The 15,691-nt window shown below is 36.9% G+C and carries 19 protein-coding genes; 16 read left to right on the plus strand and 3 right to left on the minus strand.

Annotated features, from left to right (window positions below; translation table 11 throughout):
* Nucleotides 1–133 precede the first annotated feature (133 nt).
* From MTCD1_RS21290 to MTCD1_RS16460, 11 genes are all read left to right on the plus strand, one after another.
* The gene (locus MTCD1_RS21290; RefSeq protein ID WP_157447802.1) at nt 134–307 is read left to right on the plus strand and encodes a hypothetical protein; all 174 of its coding nucleotides are present in this window, start codon (nt 134–136) and stop codon (nt 305–307) included.
* Nucleotides 308–394: 87 nt separating this feature from the next.
* Nucleotides 395–532: an acyl-CoA dehydrogenase family protein gene (locus MTCD1_RS22710; protein WP_369007712.1), complete on the plus strand. Its 138-nt coding sequence runs from the start codon at nt 395–397 to the stop codon at nt 530–532.
* 69 nt (nt 533–601) lie between these two features.
* Complete coding sequence (locus MTCD1_RS16420) at nt 602–1,666, plus strand: branched-chain amino acid aminotransferase (protein ID WP_057180945.1); 1,065 nt, start codon at nt 602–604, stop codon at nt 1,664–1,666.
* A gap of 399 nt (nt 1,667–2,065) precedes the next feature.
* Entirely contained in the window at nt 2,066–2,494 is a 429-nt protein-coding gene (locus MTCD1_RS16425) for a hypothetical protein (RefSeq protein WP_057180946.1), read from the plus strand.
* A gap of 223 nt (nt 2,495–2,717) precedes the next feature.
* Nucleotides 2,718–2,942, plus strand: coding sequence for a hypothetical protein (locus tag MTCD1_RS16430; RefSeq protein WP_057180947.1), 225 nt, complete (start codon nt 2,718–2,720; stop codon nt 2,940–2,942).
* Between the two features lie 152 nt (nt 2,943–3,094).
* The gene (gene folE / locus MTCD1_RS16435; RefSeq protein WP_057180948.1) at nt 3,095–3,637 is read left to right on the plus strand and encodes a GTP cyclohydrolase I FolE; all 543 of its coding nucleotides are present in this window, start codon (nt 3,095–3,097) and stop codon (nt 3,635–3,637) included.
* Complete coding sequence (locus tag MTCD1_RS16440; protein ID WP_057180949.1) at nt 3,637–4,434, plus strand: SDR family NAD(P)-dependent oxidoreductase; 798 nt, start codon at nt 3,637–3,639, stop codon at nt 4,432–4,434. Before folE ends, MTCD1_RS16440 begins: the two co-directional genes overlap by 1 nt.
* The gene (locus MTCD1_RS16445) at nt 4,407–4,757 is read left to right on the plus strand and encodes a dihydroneopterin aldolase (RefSeq protein WP_057180950.1); all 351 of its coding nucleotides are present in this window, start codon (nt 4,407–4,409) and stop codon (nt 4,755–4,757) included. Before MTCD1_RS16440 ends, MTCD1_RS16445 begins: the two co-directional genes overlap by 28 nt.
* Nucleotides 4,757–5,149 carry a 2-amino-4-hydroxy-6-hydroxymethyldihydropteridine diphosphokinase gene (gene folK, locus MTCD1_RS16450; protein WP_057180951.1) on the plus strand — a complete coding sequence of 131 codons (393 nt, stop codon included), beginning with the start codon at nt 4,757–4,759 and terminating at the stop codon, nt 5,147–5,149. The genes MTCD1_RS16445 and folK overlap by 1 nt, the downstream gene beginning before the upstream one ends.
* 244 nt (nt 5,150–5,393) lie before the next feature.
* Nucleotides 5,394–5,684, plus strand: coding sequence for a DUF3817 domain-containing protein (locus MTCD1_RS16455; protein WP_057180952.1), 291 nt, complete (start codon nt 5,394–5,396; stop codon nt 5,682–5,684).
* A 325-nt stretch (nt 5,685–6,009) separates the two neighbouring features.
* Nucleotides 6,010–6,414, plus strand: coding sequence for a hypothetical protein (locus MTCD1_RS16460; protein ID WP_057180953.1), 405 nt, complete (start codon nt 6,010–6,012; stop codon nt 6,412–6,414).
* A 97-nt stretch (nt 6,415–6,511) separates the two neighbouring features.
* Here MTCD1_RS16460 and MTCD1_RS16465 read toward each other — a convergent pair whose 3' ends face one another.
* Nucleotides 6,512–7,567: a GGDEF domain-containing protein gene (locus MTCD1_RS16465; RefSeq protein WP_057180954.1), complete on the minus strand. Its 1,056-nt coding sequence runs from the start codon at nt 7,565–7,567 to the stop codon at nt 6,512–6,514.
* Nucleotides 7,568–7,779: 212 nt separating this feature from the next.
* Here MTCD1_RS16465 and MTCD1_RS16470 point away from each other — a divergent pair, with 212 nt between their 5' ends.
* The 3 genes from MTCD1_RS16470 (at nt 7,780) to MTCD1_RS16480 (ending at nt 10,591) form a co-directional block, all read left to right on the plus strand.
* Nucleotides 7,780–7,974 (plus strand): helix-turn-helix domain-containing protein, encoded by a 195-nt coding sequence (locus MTCD1_RS16470; RefSeq protein WP_082606490.1) that lies wholly within the window; start codon nt 7,780–7,782, stop codon nt 7,972–7,974.
* Between the two features lie 55 nt (nt 7,975–8,029).
* Entirely contained in the window at nt 8,030–8,167 is a 138-nt protein-coding gene (locus tag MTCD1_RS21850) for a hypothetical protein (protein ID WP_231733016.1), read from the plus strand.
* Nucleotides 8,168–8,656: 489 nt separating this feature from the next.
* A complete protein-coding gene (locus MTCD1_RS16480) occupies nt 8,657–10,591 on the plus strand; it encodes a putative bifunctional diguanylate cyclase/phosphodiesterase (RefSeq protein WP_082606491.1) in 1,935 nt (644 codons plus the stop codon).
* Nucleotides 10,592–10,625: 34 nt separating this feature from the next.
* Here the strand turns inward: MTCD1_RS16480 and MTCD1_RS16485 are convergent, their stop codons facing one another.
* Nucleotides 10,626–12,035 carry a GAF domain-containing sensor histidine kinase gene (locus MTCD1_RS16485; protein ID WP_057180956.1) on the minus strand — a complete coding sequence of 470 codons (1,410 nt, stop codon included), beginning with the start codon at nt 12,033–12,035 and terminating at the stop codon, nt 10,626–10,628.
* A gap of 557 nt (nt 12,036–12,592) precedes the next feature.
* On the opposite strand from MTCD1_RS16485, the gene MTCD1_RS16490 reads away from it, so the two are divergent.
* The gene (locus MTCD1_RS16490; RefSeq protein ID WP_057180957.1) at nt 12,593–13,141 is read left to right on the plus strand and encodes a dienelactone hydrolase family protein; all 549 of its coding nucleotides are present in this window, start codon (nt 12,593–12,595) and stop codon (nt 13,139–13,141) included.
* Between the two features lie 93 nt (nt 13,142–13,234).
* Here the strand turns inward: MTCD1_RS16490 and MTCD1_RS16495 are convergent, their stop codons facing one another.
* Nucleotides 13,235–14,035 (minus strand): tRNA (adenine(22)-N(1))-methyltransferase, encoded by an 801-nt coding sequence (locus MTCD1_RS16495; RefSeq protein ID WP_231733017.1) that lies wholly within the window; start codon nt 14,033–14,035, stop codon nt 13,235–13,237.
* A gap of 444 nt (nt 14,036–14,479) precedes the next feature.
* On the opposite strand from MTCD1_RS16495, the gene MTCD1_RS16500 reads away from it, so the two are divergent.
* Entirely contained in the window at nt 14,480–15,106 is a 627-nt protein-coding gene (locus MTCD1_RS16500) for an esterase/lipase family protein (RefSeq protein ID WP_231733018.1), read from the plus strand.
* Nucleotides 15,107–15,691: the final 585 nt, after the last annotated feature.

Here is a 15,691-nt window from a genome sequence, read left to right on the forward strand (position 1 = left end):
TGCTTGTGCAGAGCCCCATGGATGGGTTTATGCGTCTCGCTTGTTTACTCGCCCACACTAAACAACAACAGAGCTACGTATATACAGTAATCCTCGTTATTATGCATAAAAACAACTATTAAGGAAAATTAAAATGATAAAACTTTTAGTGATCATTGACGTTGCAGACTTAAAACAAGCGGATACTGGGACTCTATTGCTCATTGTGTGGATCCTTTTGGTAATGGTTTTTGTATTATCAATGAGTAAAAACAAGCAAAGAATAGGCGCCTTGGTAAATGAGTCAGCAGCATGTATGCGTGATTGACTTATTATTCACTCAAAAGCGTCTAAAAGACTTTTTCTGACAAGTTATTGTTATTTTCCTCATAAAATAGCTGATGGTGGCTGTTATATCGCATTACAGTTATACGGTGGTACTAGATATATTAAAGAATATGCTTTAGCACAACTAGCACGTGATGTTAGAATCACCACAATATATGAAAGCACGAGTGAGATTCAGCGAGTAATCCTCGTCAGAAACATTTAAGCTTAAATAATCTAAACGTTAACCATCCAAAATTAAAATACTAAAAACGGATACCGTAAAGGAAAAACTATGTCTATAGAAATAAAAGCACTGGCACCGGCGCAGCGTAATTCTTGTCCAAAAGAATACAGTTTTGGCGCAACATTTTCTGATCACATGTTCACCCAAGAATTTGATGAAGGCAAAGGCTGGCATGATGCGCTTATCAGCCCTTATCACGCTTTAACATTGGACCCATCCGCTGCGGTTTTTCATTATAGTCAGGAAATATTTGAAGGGCTAAAAGCCTATCGTAAACCTGATGGCGGTATAAACTTGTTCCGTCCATTAGACAATATTAAGCGCTTTAATCGCTCTGCTGAGCGTATGGTAATGCCTAAAGTTGATGAAGCGCTTCATCTTGACGCAATAAAATCTTTGGTGCAGTTAGACCAAGCTTGGGTGCCCAATGAACAAGGCGCGTCATTATATATACGACCCACAATGATTGCGACCACGGCTAAACTCGGTTTAGGCGCAAGCACTAGTTATTGCCACTTTATCATTACCGGTCCTGCAGGTAGTTATTTTTCCGGTGGCTTAACACCTATTTCTGTTTATGTTGCTGACGAACTTAGAAGAGCCGTTAAGGGTGGTGTCGGTGAAGCAAAAACCGGCGGCAATTATGCTGCCAGTCTTTATGCCTCTGAAGAAGTTAAAAAACAGGGCTATTCGCAAGTTTTATGGCTTGATGCGATTGAAGGTAAATATATTGAAGAAGTAGGCGCAATGAATATCTGTTTCGTTTACGAAGGTAAGCATATTTATACACCAGAGCTAAGTGGCAGTATTTTACCCGGTATAACCCGTGATTCTATTCTAAAAATTGCACCAACACTGGGTTATGAGATAACTGAGATGTATTTAGATATTGAAACAGTTTTACAAGATATTAAAAGTGGCAAAATAACTGAAGTTTTTGGTTGTGGCACCGCAGCGGTAATTTCTCCCGTGGGTAAGTTGGGCTTTAAAGGCGAAGATTTTGTTATTAATGATAATCAAACCGGTCCAGTGGCTAAGGCTCTTTATGATGAATTAACGGGTATTCAATATGGTACCCGTGAAGACAAGTTTGGTTGGATAGAGTCTCTTTAAGTTATTAGCAAGGCCCTACAACAGACAAAATTAAAGAACATCTAAGTAAAAGAAAAGCCAGTTATTTCACTTCAACATTCAAATTTGATTGGTAGCTGGCTTTGCTCTGAATGAGCAATATCGAACATCTAAAGTAAAATTTTCTGTTTGTGTTATCAATTAAATCATCAATGCTGGTTGAAATCTGTTGGTTTATTTTTACAGTTAAAATAACTAAGCAGCAAGACACTGGCGGTAATTGAGGTTAAATAACCTTTATTGCGCAGGATTATACTTGATGAAGCACCACTGCCACGACATGCAATTTATCCTATAATAAATAGGCAACGCTATATAAGTCGTAATAAAATAGTAAGATTGATGGTTAACATGCGCTATACATAAATTTAAAGGGCATATATGCAGCAGATTATTATTAATTGGCCGCGATTATTTCGATACTCTTTGCTGTTTATCGTCTTTTCTATGTTAGTGACAATCTTCATGCACATTTGGTTCTCTGCCAGTCTAGAAGATGCTTGGAATAATGGTGTGAACTTTTCAATGGCTCAGCTGACAATGTCATTTGAACTATCATTAACCTTGTTTATATTCATCGCTTTCCCGGTGTTATTATTTCGCTTTATATTATTTTTTTCTAAAATGATCTACCGTGGACGCAAGCCTGATGTTGCTATGCTTAATTTCAAAACCCTCTTTAATCCGCTAAACTTTTTATTGTTTCCTAGTTTACTGAACCCTGTGGGAAGGGATTATCGCCGACGCTGTTTAATCTCATTAATTTTATTAATTTCCCTGTATCTTTTGATGATTTTACTCATTAACTAACTTAGCTATGCGGGTTGTTTGGTAATCTAGCAATATCATTCAAGGGAAATAAGTAGTTAAATTATTAAGTATTATCACTAATATTCAATCCTCAAGTTAAACAATTCAATTTAGTTAAAATAAGAACTTGAAATTTAAGGGCTTTAGGGTAAGTTAATCAGTAGGCAGTAGATGGAATGACTAAACCGTTTACATAATAACAGTTATAAGTTTAGGGGTTATCATGAACAGCTCAGAAATTACTAGCTCACAAGAGATACTTCATCAAGTTACCAAGATTATTGAAACGGAATGTGCCAAAGATGCAAGTGCACTATTAGTAGATGGTTTCGTTTTGCTTGGTGTAGGGAATAGTATTTTTGATGATACAGAAAATCGCTTTGTCTATACTCTTGGTTTTCCTAACCCCATTAAAGAGTTAAGTCACTGGGCGAGTGCTAATTTCTAATGATTTGTATATACAAGACGTTTTATATTGCTCGAGATTACTAACTAAGGTTGCCCATGAACGTGGGTATAGAGCTGTGATCCAACGAGGTGTACAAATAGCATGTGTAAACATGCTCTATTAAGTTAACAAATTAAACAGGTATTTAAAAAGTGGAACAAGAATTTAAATCGATTATTGAACAAATAGGTGAAGACCCACAACGTGAAGGTTTGATAGACACACCTAAACGCGCCGCAAAAGCGTTGAAATTTCTAACACAAGGCTATGAGCAAGATTTAAACTCCGTGATTAACGGGGCTTTATTCAACTCGGATTGTGATTCTATGGTCGTTGTTAATAACATTGAATTATATTCATTATGTGAACACCATATGTTACCTTTTACCGGTCGCTGTCACATTGGCTATATCCCCAACGGCAAAGTATTAGGACTATCTAAAATAGCACGTATTGTTGATATGTACGCCCGTCGTTTGCAAATTCAGGAAAATTTAACCCAGGAGATTGCCCACGCGATTATGGCGGTTACTGATGCTAAGGGGGTTGGTGTGGTCATGTCTGCCTCTCATTTATGTATGCGTATGCGTGGTGTTGAAAAACAAAACTCCGAAATGAAAACCTCCTGTATGCTTGGTTCATTTTTGAAATGCAAAGACACTCGCGCTGAATTTTTAACGTTGATTAGAGATTGATGAACAGTAAACCTTGGGTATTAGTCACCGGCGGGGCAAAGCGTATCGGTGCGTTTCTCAATCAAGAGTTTGCTAAAAGTGGCAAGAATATTGTTCTGCATTATCATCAAGCTGAAACCGCAGCATTAGCGTTAAAAACGCAATTAGAAGCATTTAATATTGAGGTATTCTTATGGCAGGCCAATTTAAATGAGCCGGCGACCATTGAACAACGCTTTGAGGAACTTCTTAAGCAGGTGCCTCATATTGAACTACTGATAAATAATGCTTCAGTGTTTGAACAAGGCTCATTACTTACTTCGTCTTTAGCGCAAATTCAAAGCAACCTTAATATTCACCTTACCAGTCCCTGGTTATTAATTCAGGCCTTGGTAAAACAGGCTATAAAACAAAACAAGCCGTGCCAAATTATTAATATTTCCGATGCCAATTTGTCACACCTTTACACCAGTAAAGCGGCTTATTTCATTTCAAAAAAAGCCCAAGAAACCTTAACTGAATTGGCGGCAATAGAATGTGCGCCCAATGTGCGGGTTAATGCCATAGCACCAGGGTTTGTCTTAGAGGCCACAGTTGCTGATACCGAGGTAAGTACCCAGATTAGTAGTCCGTTGAGTAGCAAAAGTAGCGCTCAATTGGCGACCAAAGACATCAATATTTTACAACGAAAAGTGCCGTTAGCTGATTTATTTTCAGCCATTGAATTTTTATCAAAAAATCATTCTATTACGGGACAAACACTGCAAATAGACGGAGGGAGTCACTTACAATGTCCACCATATATGTTGAAAAACTAGAAATTTATGCCATTCTCGGCATTACCGATGAAGAACGTGAAAACAAACAAAAACTCATCATTGATTACTGGATTGATACCGACATATCTAAGGCGATGATGTCTGATGATATAGCGGATTGTGTTAATTATCGCACAGTCAATAAAGAGATTTTATCGGTAGTGTTGAATTCCAGTTATAACACTATTGAGCGGTTACTGGGCATACTCTTAGAGTTGATTCTATCGTTTGATGGCGCCTTACACGCCAAGATAAAAATTGCTAAGCCAGGAGCCTTACGTTACGCAAAAAGTGTCTCTATTACGGCGGAACGTTTTGCCTAATGCCATTTTATATTGTCGGGGTTGGCTCAAATATTGAAGCTGACAAACATATTCAACTAGCGTTTGAGCAGATTAAAAAAATCGACTCACAGGTAAATATAGCCACATTACTACGTACCAAACCTGTAGGTTTTACCGAACAGGCAGACTTTATTAATACTGCCTTTTCATTTTATTGTTCGCTCAATGTTACTGAGATGAAAAACCATTTAAAAGCCATAGAAGCACAATTGGGGCGAGTACGGAGCAACAATAAAAATGGCCCGCGTACCATTGACTTAGACATAGTAAAAATAGACCACGACATTGTAGATGACGATTACCATCAATACGATTTTGTTAAAAAATCAGTGGACGAACTGGTAGATAAACAGACAAGAAAAAGTAACTAATTTCTGCAATGGCACTGTTATGCATAAAGGACAATTTAAAACGCGGTGCTGGCAGACGATATTGTAGCCCTTTATACCTTTATGCCTTTATAGCATATAAGTAAAGGCTTACAGTTAAACTGCCTAGGGTTATGTTGAGCCGCTATATGTAATAAATTGTAGCTCATGCGGTTAGCTCTGCTTATAAGTTTGACGCCATCCTCATAGGACAGGATAATGCGCTTTTGTTTTACCGGTAATAATAATGCTCAAGTATTTTCGTGTCGTCAGTTTGTTAGAAGGCTTATCTTTCTTAATTCTATTAAGCATTACCTTTGGTTTTATCAGCCGAGATTATGTTTCTCAATTAGGTATGATTCACGGTTTGTTATTCATGCTTTACCTCTTCTTATCTCTGATAGTTGCTAAGAAGCAACAGTGGTCATTTGGCATTTGCTTGTCGTTATTTATTGCCTCAATTGTTCCTTTTGCTTTTATTGGCGTAGAAATATTCCTTAGTAGACTATTGAACTACAAAAAAACCGCTGAGGCATAGCGCCGATGATGAGTGCTTCACTTGTTTAAATGTTAAAAGCCCTTTAAGGGCTTTTTTTATGGTTAAATTTAAGCCAGTTATGGTGCCGACATAATAAACGGTGCAGTGGCATAGTTTATTTGGCCACATATTTTTATTCAACTATAGTTATTCACCTATAGTTATTCTTATGAGTTTGATAGTTAATAAGGTAAGCAAACCTGTTGTCGATGTTGGCAAGTCTTTATGTTTAACCGAGCAGTAAAAGTCCTATACGTCCGAGTTTTAATATAAAATAGCCTAAGTTGATTAATTCCCTGAAGATGGGTTAAGTAAGGAAGAGTGCGTGATTTCAAAGAAAGTAAGAGAGTTATTTGTCTCATTTATGGAAGCAACAGATGATTCTCCCATTTCATATGATATGGAAACTGAACAATACCGTGGTGCTTTTAATCCTGTCGTAGTTGATAAGTACATTGAATTGGGTGCACTAGAGCTTGTTGATGACGGCAGTGGTGACATAACCATTTTGATCAACAACCGTGATGATTTCTTAAGCTCTTTCGCTGCTGGTATTAGAGAGGCTAAGAACGGCAGCGATCAGGCCTATGCCGATTACAACGCCAATCCCTTTGCCTTTTCAGTGGGCTATGAGCATTTTCACAAGATAGCCAAGAAGAAACGGCCAAATCAAGAATATATTTGCCATGGTTTTGAAAATGTTGCAACCGGTTTAATACACCTACAATAGTGCGGTGACTTTAACTTCGCTCTAACCGTTAACTGACTAGAGGGAGGGGCACCATGAAGGAACGGGCACTAAATTTTGTTCATTAATAATGATTAAATTAAAACTTAGGATGTATTTGGTTTCTTCCTGAGCTTTTCGCTTGATAGAGGTATTTGTCAGCACTGTTGATAGCCTCATCAATACTTTGATTACTATGAAGTTCTTCAATGCCCATACTAAAAGTCACTTTGATTTTTTGACCCTGATAATGAATCAAATGATCTTGCATCTTCTGCTTAATTTTTTCTGTAATGATATAGGCATTTTTTGCCGATGTTTGTGGAAAAATAAATAAAAATTCTTCACCTCCCCAACGAGCAACACAATCTTGTTTTCTTATACTATCGGAGAATATGTTTGCCAGCTCTACTAAAACAGCGTCACCCGCATTGTGGCCGTAGTTGTCATTAACTTTCTTAAAATGATCAATATCACATAATGCAACTGACAATGGCTCTTTAGTACGTAACATTCTGGCTTGCTCACGTTTTAAAATTCTCAGCGCATCACGCCGATTAGATAAATGTGTTAGGGGGTCAAAGTAGGCGAGTTTTTGGTATTCTTTAGTCAACTCTAAAATGTGTTTAAAAGACTGCTGGCGTGAATATTCATATAAAGCGGATAGAAAGGTTACCGTTAAAAAAGAGTAGATTAAACGTAATTTAAATTCTGTGTTGTATGTAGGGTGAGCGATAATGTCTGTCGGCATAAACATAATGACACCGACAATAGTGATGAATATGAAAATATCAAATAGACCTCGTTTGAAGCCATGAATAAATAATGACACCGGTGCCACCATAAAAATCCATAAAGGCCCAGAGTTGCCAACACCGCCAGTATAGACAAGATAAAACATTAATAAATACAGTGAATAAAGAATTATTACTGAAATTAATGCGGTATTTTGGAACGTTTTGTACACGAAATAGCCGATAAAGTAAATAAAGCTAGCCATCATTAAAACGGCGGCTAGCAGGTTATTATTGTTATAAAACGCAATAATAGCCATGACCGCTGTAATGCACATACCCACTAAAACAAAGATGGCAATAACATGCGGTTGAGTGACATTTTTGCTTTTAAGGTCATCTATTTCAGGTAGTGTATTCAATAAAATCAATCTTTCTAGTGAGTTAAACCGATGAGAGCCTCAATTTACCATGTTAGCCTATATAAAGTACAATTATCGTATTTTGCTAGTGACAAATTTGAGTGGCTGTTGGTTAAGTACGGTGCTTAGGTTGTTTTTAAGTACTATCCTAAGAAATATTTTAAGGGTTGTATTTAGGTATATCACCCATAAAACATCTTTTAGGGTACATTATGTCTTTTTACCAATTAACAGCGTATGCCATTGCGGGTGCACTGGGCGAACGAATTAAAATCGCTCGACTCAATGCCAACCTCACCCAAAAAGCATTAGCTCAAAAAGCCGGTTTATCTCTTAAAGCAGTAACCAATAGCGAAAAAGGGAAATCAACACTTGAGTCCATGATAGCTATTCTCATTGCGCTTTAAATAACAGAGCAGCTCAATTCCTTTATCCCCAAACAAGACATATCGCCATTACCTGATGAAATTTGACGGCGTTAGCGAACACAACAAAAATCAAGAAACCTTTGGCGACCCTATGGGTTATGGCGCGATGGAATATACCTACCATTTATTAGCTAAAGAATGTGGTATTGATGCCATGCCATTTACTCAATGAAGGAAAACGCAGACATTTTATCACCGAGAGGTTTGATCGCCACGGCAATGACAAGATACATATACAAACATTGAACGGCCTTGAGCATATAAGCTCATACTCAATGCTGAGCTATTTAACACAGCAAGAAAGTTGCTGCTGAGTCCAGACGATGCCATGCAGCTATTTAAACGCATGGTCTTTAATGTCATTTTTAGCAAACGAAAGATAGATGAGGTGTTAAACCAGACCATCGAAGTGGTCTCATACTGGAATAAATACGCCTGGGAGCAAGCAGTACCAGACTCACTGATAAAAGAAGTAAGCCAAAATCTGAGGCTTTTCTTGTAGCAATTGTGCGAATTTATCAGAAAACCACTCCAATAGAAATAATAGTATGGCTGTAGCAAAAGTAAAAAGATCTTTTTTTTTACATTATATTGTTGTTTAATGGTTTTACATTAAATAATGATTGGATGTAGTTTATTTTATTTATTATAGGATACAGTCATGGCGAATATTAAAACGGGTACTTGGAAGGCAAATGCACTTTTCATGTCAGTGTTTTTGTTATTAACCTATATTTTATTACTTGCTTCCATGGCAAAAAATAGTGCTAACGTAGTGAATCAAAATGGCTTTATAACGGTTGATAAAGCTGAGTTGGTTACCCTGGGTAATCTTGACAAGTTAATAACAACAGTACTGTTAAATCCGCAAAGCTACTTATACCAAGATGAAATTTTTATTATCTCAGGGCAACAGCACACTCAAGTTAACATACACTCATTTGAAGAGCATATATTAGCCTCATTCATTGATATGGCTATCCCTTTTGCCGCATTATTTATTATCGCACTGACCACTGTGGTGATTAATTCCTGGTATTACCGTAACAAGGTGAGTAAAGAAATAGCACCGCTTTGTCGTAAAGTTGACTGTATCATTAACAGCTATAATTTAACTAGCGATAGCCATCAAAGTGCAGCAGATCTAAATGCTTTAAATCATTCTTTAGACTTTTTACAACAAATTAGCAATGAATACCAGATTAAGGCAGAGCAACATAGTTTCTGTGACAAGCTCACTAAGCTTGTTGACCGATATCATTTTTTGGATCATATAAATAAGCAGCTAATACTAACCAATGAAACAGGAACAAAGAGTGGTTTACTCTTTATTGACCTTGATGGTTTTAAGTCGGTAAATGACTCATACGGCCACTCCTTTGGCGACGAGGTATTAATCCAAGTAGCCGAACGATTAAGGTCAATAGTACGTCGAAAAAACCTTAGCTTTAAGCAAGATGACAATGCCCTTGAATACAATTTATCGCGTTTAGGTGGTGATGAATTTACCTTATTTATTAAAGATTTAGAGGACCCTGAGCACGCTATCAGTGTAGCAATTGATATACTGCAAGAATTAGAAAGAGATTTTATTTTAGGTAATAAAACCATAAAAATTAGTGCCAGTATCGGTATTGCTATATACCCTGATAGTGCTGCCACCCCTTACGCTTTAATACAAATGGCCGATGTTGCTATGTACCGCGCTAAAACGGAAGGTCGTGGTGTTTACCGTATTTACTCCGCTGAAATGGGTGCTAAATTACGCCGTTATCATTATTTGCTTGATGAAATGCGTCAGGCAATCGACTCAACTAATTTCTTTTTAACCTATCAGCCAGTCATTGATATTGATGATTTTGGTATTAGTTATTTTGAAGCTTTAGTACGTTGGCAGCACCCCGTTGAAGGCACTATTGCACCCGATGAGTTTATTCCCATTGCAGAAGACTCTAATTTAATACTTGATTTAGGTGATTGGATCCTTGATGAAGCTTGTCGTCAAATGGCGGCTTGGTATAACGCAGGAATGAAAAAGGTACGAATTTCAGTTAACGTATCACCTATTCAACTAAAACATAAATCTTTGTATGATTGGATTATCAAAAGTCTTGCTAAATCGGGCTTACCGCCACATTCATTAATGTTAGAAATAACCGAAAGTTGTTTTATTGAAGCATCAGATGAATTGTTTAATGAACTAGAAAAACTGCGAGCCGATGGCGTGATGATTGCTATCGATGATTTTGGCACTGGTTTTAGTTCATTATCTGTCTTAGCTCATTTACCTGTAGATGTATTAAAAATTGATAAGCTGTTTGTTGCCGAAGCGATACATAATATTAAATACAAGAAAATATTACACTCGATTGTCGATATGGCTTTAAAGCTTGAATTAAAAGTGGTTGCTGAAGGTATTGAAAATAAAGAGCAACTAGAGCTATTAAAAACTTTAGGCGTGAAACATATTCAAGGTTACCTAATTAGTAGGCCGCAACGTTCTAACTATGTCGGAGAGAAAATTTTTGAACAGGGGATAAATCATATGGCACAAACAGGAACAAGCCGCTGGCCGCCACAAATTAATGAAGCTTAGAGCCAAATAATAGCGGTAATTTATTAGAAAATAATCAACTACTAAGGTCGATATAATTAGGCAAAATGATTTCGAACCTAACCCCAATAGGCGAATCTATTAGCCTAATGCGTCCCTGAAGATTGTGATTAATCAAATTACTGATAATACAAAGGCCTAAGCCTAAACTTTTTTTACTTCGCATTGAGGTATAAAAGGGCTCAAATATTTTAGAGGTTTTTTCTACTGAAATGCCACAACCACTATCTTGGTAATTTATAATCAATTCATCCTCATCAGCAACAATATTAATATGGATAGTCCCTTCAGTGATATTTTCAAAACCATGTATTATGGAATTTTCGATAAGATTAAAGAATATTTGCCACAATATTTCTTTATTTGCTACCAGGTTTAAGTTCTCACTTTGAATGACCAGTTGATGCGAACCTAATAAACGTCTCATCGCCTTTCTAACTTCGACGAAAAAGTCTTTAATGGCAAAGAGTGATGTGCTGTCAATATTTGTCCAGGTATTAACCTCGTTAAATCGTTGTAATAAATCGCTTACTTTTAATAAGCTTTTTTTGCTAATGGTCACTAAATTGATTAGTTCGGCGTTATTTTTAATAAAAAATTTACGGGTTAAATTCCCGCTAGATAATTTTTCATTCAAGACGATAAGTTTATCTTCAGCAGCAGTCATTGCCGTAAGGGCATTGCCCGCTGGTGTACTAATTTCATGAGAAAATCCCGAAATTAAACTACTGGTGGTTAACATTTTCTCCGTGGTAATATCTAAACGGTACTTTATGTTTTGCTGCTCAATCACTTTACCAAGCTCGGTATTGACCTTTTCAAGTTCTAAATTCCTTTCATTTATCGTTTTATTTAATAAGTTATTGGCATGTAACAATTTTTCTCTATTGGAATTGTTTTCAAAAACAACAGCGGCTAAATTCGCACTCAGTTCAATAAATTTTAGGTTATCTTCGGTAGGCTTTTGCGGCTCGCGATGATAAATAGCAAAAGTGCCAAAAACAATACCATCAGCGCCAATAATAGGTTCAGACCAACAAGCTTGTAGACCAGCATCTAACGCTAAACTTTTATACTGAGCCCAGTAGGGATGAGTATTAATATCTTCAACAATCACGCGTTTTTTAATAAATGCTGCCGTACCACAAGAACCAACGCCAGCACCGATAGCAACGCCGTCTAATGCTTGGCAATAAGAGTCAGGTAAAGAAATTGAGGCAATAGGATGAAGGGTGTTTTTATCAGGGTCTAAACGCAGAACAGAACATAACATTTGAGGATCATAAATTTGTGCTTTTTCACAAAGGGTCTTAAGAATTAACGATAACTGTTCATTACTAGCAACCATGCGCAAAACCCTATTACGCCCAGCTTCAAGCTCGCTGGCCAACTTCCAGTAATTGAAATCCACTTTTGCGTTATCCATATGCAACAACTATTTTAAAGCTTCACTAATTTAATTAAATATCGATTACCTGTATATAGCAAATTTATTGTAAAGTATTATCAGTAGGGCAGTTAAAACCCCTTTTTAGTGACAATTTTATAGCTAATTAAATATTTAAGCCCTAAATAGGTTCGATATTAAAAAAAACATGCCTATGCACTTGGCTCAGGATTGTCATCTCCGTGGTGTTTTAATCGGACATGCCATTGATGGCACTTATTAGTCAATGCATGGAGCTTATTGTCCTGAACCCAGAATCTAAATAGCAATGGATCTTCGATCAGAGACTTCGAAGATGACGTTTACAAATGATTCCTGAGTAAACTACAGAGGCATGAATAAAAATCACTTTGCTTATAGGTTCTACTACAGGTATAGCTAAGGCTTGAATGAACAAAAGGCTCAAACGTTACTGTTAACTGGTAGCACATAATTTTTTAAAATAGAGACGTACTTATTTAGCATACTTGCTGTTACTATTTTTGCATTAACAATTATTATTTGTCTCTTAGTGAGGCCTTGGCTGAAAAATTTTTATGAGTATAATTATAGTTGCAGATATTTTTGGTGTAACTCCCGCTTTGTTAGAAATAGCTAAAAAGCTAGCAGCGTCCACCATTATTGATCCCTACGAAAGTAAAAATATGAGCTTTCATAATGAAGGTGATGCCTACTCATATTTTGTTAAAAATGTTGGACTTGATAACTACCTTGCTATTTTATTAAAGGCAATAGAGTCAATTGAACCTCCCGTAACTCTAATAGCTTTTAGTGTTGGTGCGGCAGTTGTTTGGCGGCTGTCTGAAATTAAGGATCATAATTTTATTAACCAAGCTTTTTGCTACTACGGTTCACAAATAAGAAATTACACCAAAATTGAACCACGCTTTAAAATAAATTTGTTTTTTCCGGCAAGTGAAGCTCATTTTGATGTTGTAGAATTACAAGCTAGCCTTTCAACAAAAAAACATGTAAAAAGTGAAATCGTTAAATACTTACATGGTTTTATGAATTACCATTCAAGTAATTATAGTGAGCATGGGTATACGGAACATATAGAACTTTTGTGTGCAACTTCCAGCTAACCAGCTGCTGTTATATTGTCTGTATCCCTTCGCCTTTTCAGTAGGTTACGAGCATTTCCATAAAGTTTCCAATAAAAAACGACCGAAGCAATTTTACAAAGTTACAGCACGATAAGCGTCAATGATATGTTGCACGTCGTTGGTCTTTCCTTGCTGTATACGTTGGTAATGATTCAGGGTTTTCTGCAAGTATTTATCAGCTATATCGGCTTGTGGGTGTTTTATTGAGTGTTCGTCCGAGGATAAAGCTAAGTCGGTAGTTAAGTCTGTCGTTAATTGTGACTGCCAAATTTTATCGCCAACCGGACTAACTTTTTTATTTACTTTACTATCTGCTGCACTTGCCGATGAAACTAGCAGTATTTCATAGAAACGTCGGTTATCTGCCACTAACATCTCGTCTTTCAAACTGAAATCTAATTCGATTAATTTACTACGTAATGGATATAGGTGATGAACGGGACACAGTAAAAAATCAATAGTTAAGTTTTTGTATTGTTGATAAATAGCCTCAATAAACTTGATCATTAAATCACCGCCAACACCGGCAATTATAATTAGGTGTTCTCCTTGATATGACGCTAAAGGAAGTTTTGCCACATCAAGACAATGAGTTCGCCAACTTAAAGATGAAGTTGAGTGTTTATTTGCGTAAAAACGCTGCAGCTTATTTTCTACTTCAGCCATTAGCTCTGGCACAATATCAACAAAATGAATAGTATCGGCGGCTTGGCGTGACAATAAAGCGCTGCCAAGCAAACCATGATCACAGCAACAATCCCAAATATGGTCGTACTGTGAGGTCACCATTTTTTCAATTTTCTGTAATCGATTACTTAATTTTAAATTGTGTTTAAAGCTAGGTTTCATGTTGGAGTTTGGGTTGGCTTTCAAGAGCAATGCTTATATGGTTAAAAACGCCGCTATTGTATAGCGAAGCCCCTTAACCATACAAGCATTTAACTAAGACTAAAAGCCTGAGCAGTGATAATGAGTAGGGCACGTTTATCCATTTAAAAAGCTTTGCTATTATTTATTAACATCGTGTAATACTCCTTTTAAGGGTTGTACTTAGGTATATCCAATATAAAACATCTTTTAGGGTACATTATGTCTTTTGAGCCATTAACAGCGCATGCTATCAAGGGCGAACAAATGTTCTCCTGGATTATCAAATAACACCATCCGTGTAGCGTTATTGTCTAAATTGATAAGTTTTGAAGAGTTATCAACACTCTATAACTCAGAAGCTAGCTCAGTTACATGGTCGATTAATATACTTTAGGAATTATTATTGTGTCAGTTTTATTTTCGTCTCAAGTGAAGTCTAGTGAAACTGTGATACTTCTACATGGCTTGGCAAGAAGTGACCGATCGTTTAGTAAACTTGCCTCCATTTTGAATGAAAAGGGTTATCACACCATCAATTGTAACTATCCATCGAGAAAGTACAGTGTTGATAAGTTAGCCGAACATGCCATTAGTACTGCTTTATGCCAATGCCCAGAAGCAAGTAGGATTCATTTTGTCACTCACTCAATGGGTGGCATTCTTGTTCGACAATATTTAAGTACCAAAGTAATCAAAAATTTGGGACGTGTAGTAATGCTTGGTCCACCAAATAAGGGCAGTCAGGTTGTTGATTCACTGAGAAATGTACCAGGATTTAAACTGTTCAATGGTCCAGCTGGTGTGCAACTTGGCACCGAAGCAAGCAGCGTACCAAACAAACTAGGCTCGGCGAATTTTGATTTGGGTATCATTGCCGGAACTCGGAGCATAAATCTGATTCTTTCGACAATGCTGCCGAAGCCAGATGACGGCAAGGTATCGGTAGAAAATACCAAGCTTGATGGCATGAGAGATCATATATGTTTACCAGTGACACATCCGTTTATGATGAAAAGCAATAAGGTTATCAAGAAAGTACTTTATTATCTTAATCATGGTGAATTTAATCACTAGGATATTTCGTTTCAACGTAATTGATGTAGACGTGTCCTCGGCACTTGTTGACGAGCGGAAGTAATGAGCATACCAGCGAATGCTTACAGGGTTATTATGATGGAGAACTGATACTCAAAGTGAAAGGCTTACGGGTAAAGCTATCGTCACTCGCCATTACCAATGGAAAATAGAAAAATCATAAACGACTCAAGTACACCTCAAAAAGGCTTTAGCTAGCAATTAAGCTTTCAGATCAAAGTAAAACAATCACGTTACCGTATTCTTATCTTTAGTTGTCTGCCAGAATGGCAAAGATGCTTTTACTTGGAGTTCTGTAAATAACTGTACTAATCATCAATCTTGTAATGACAACAAGGTGCGCATTCCGGACGTTAGCTAGTGGTTGTTCTTTAGGTCAACTGATAGCCAAAATCTGACATTAGCTTTTGTGAAACCATGAATCATATTAAGGGCAATTCTAACCAAAACTTACTGCATGTCTGTGGGGCTGGTTTAAGCTCATTATCGGTGTTTTTCAAGATAGTTGGCACTGTTTACCCTAATTTTGTTAAGCGACTTCTTTTTGTTCGTTTTTTATACTTT

The organism is Colwellia marinimaniae, from assembly GCF_002207865.1.
GTDB lineage: Bacteria > Pseudomonadota > Gammaproteobacteria > Enterobacterales > Alteromonadaceae > Colwellia > Colwellia marinimaniae.

What these genes read in the sequence shown, in the direction of transcription:
- MTCD1_RS21290 (WP_157447802.1), top strand. Translation starts at nt 134, where the DNA reads ATGATAAAACTTTTAGTGATCATTGACGTTGCAGACTTAAAACAAGCG.
- MTCD1_RS16420 (WP_057180945.1), top strand. Translation starts at nt 602, where the DNA reads ATGTCTATAGAAATAAAAGCACTGGCACCGGCGCAGCGTAATTCTTGT.
- MTCD1_RS16425 (WP_057180946.1), top strand. Translation starts at nt 2,066, where the DNA reads ATGCAGCAGATTATTATTAATTGGCCGCGATTATTTCGATACTCTTTG.
- MTCD1_RS16430 (WP_057180947.1), top strand. Translation starts at nt 2,718, where the DNA reads ATGAACAGCTCAGAAATTACTAGCTCACAAGAGATACTTCATCAAGTT.
- MTCD1_RS16440 (WP_057180949.1), top strand. Translation starts at nt 3,637, where the DNA reads ATGAACAGTAAACCTTGGGTATTAGTCACCGGCGGGGCAAAGCGTATC.
- MTCD1_RS16445 (WP_057180950.1), top strand. Translation starts at nt 4,407, where the DNA reads ATGTCCACCATATATGTTGAAAAACTAGAAATTTATGCCATTCTCGGC.
- folK (WP_057180951.1), top strand. Translation starts at nt 4,757, where the DNA reads ATGCCATTTTATATTGTCGGGGTTGGCTCAAATATTGAAGCTGACAAA.
- MTCD1_RS16455 (WP_057180952.1), top strand. Translation starts at nt 5,394, where the DNA reads ATGCTCAAGTATTTTCGTGTCGTCAGTTTGTTAGAAGGCTTATCTTTC.
- MTCD1_RS16470 (WP_082606490.1), top strand. Translation starts at nt 7,780, where the DNA reads ATGTCTTTTTACCAATTAACAGCGTATGCCATTGCGGGTGCACTGGGC.
- MTCD1_RS21850 (WP_231733016.1), top strand. Translation starts at nt 8,030, where the DNA reads ATGAAATTTGACGGCGTTAGCGAACACAACAAAAATCAAGAAACCTTT.
- MTCD1_RS16480 (WP_082606491.1), top strand. Translation starts at nt 8,657, where the DNA reads ATGGCGAATATTAAAACGGGTACTTGGAAGGCAAATGCACTTTTCATG.
- MTCD1_RS16485 (WP_057180956.1), bottom strand. Translation starts at nt 12,035, where the DNA reads ATGGATAACGCAAAAGTGGATTTCAATTACTGGAAGTTGGCCAGCGAG.
- MTCD1_RS16490 (WP_057180957.1), top strand. Translation starts at nt 12,593, where the DNA reads ATGAGTATAATTATAGTTGCAGATATTTTTGGTGTAACTCCCGCTTTG.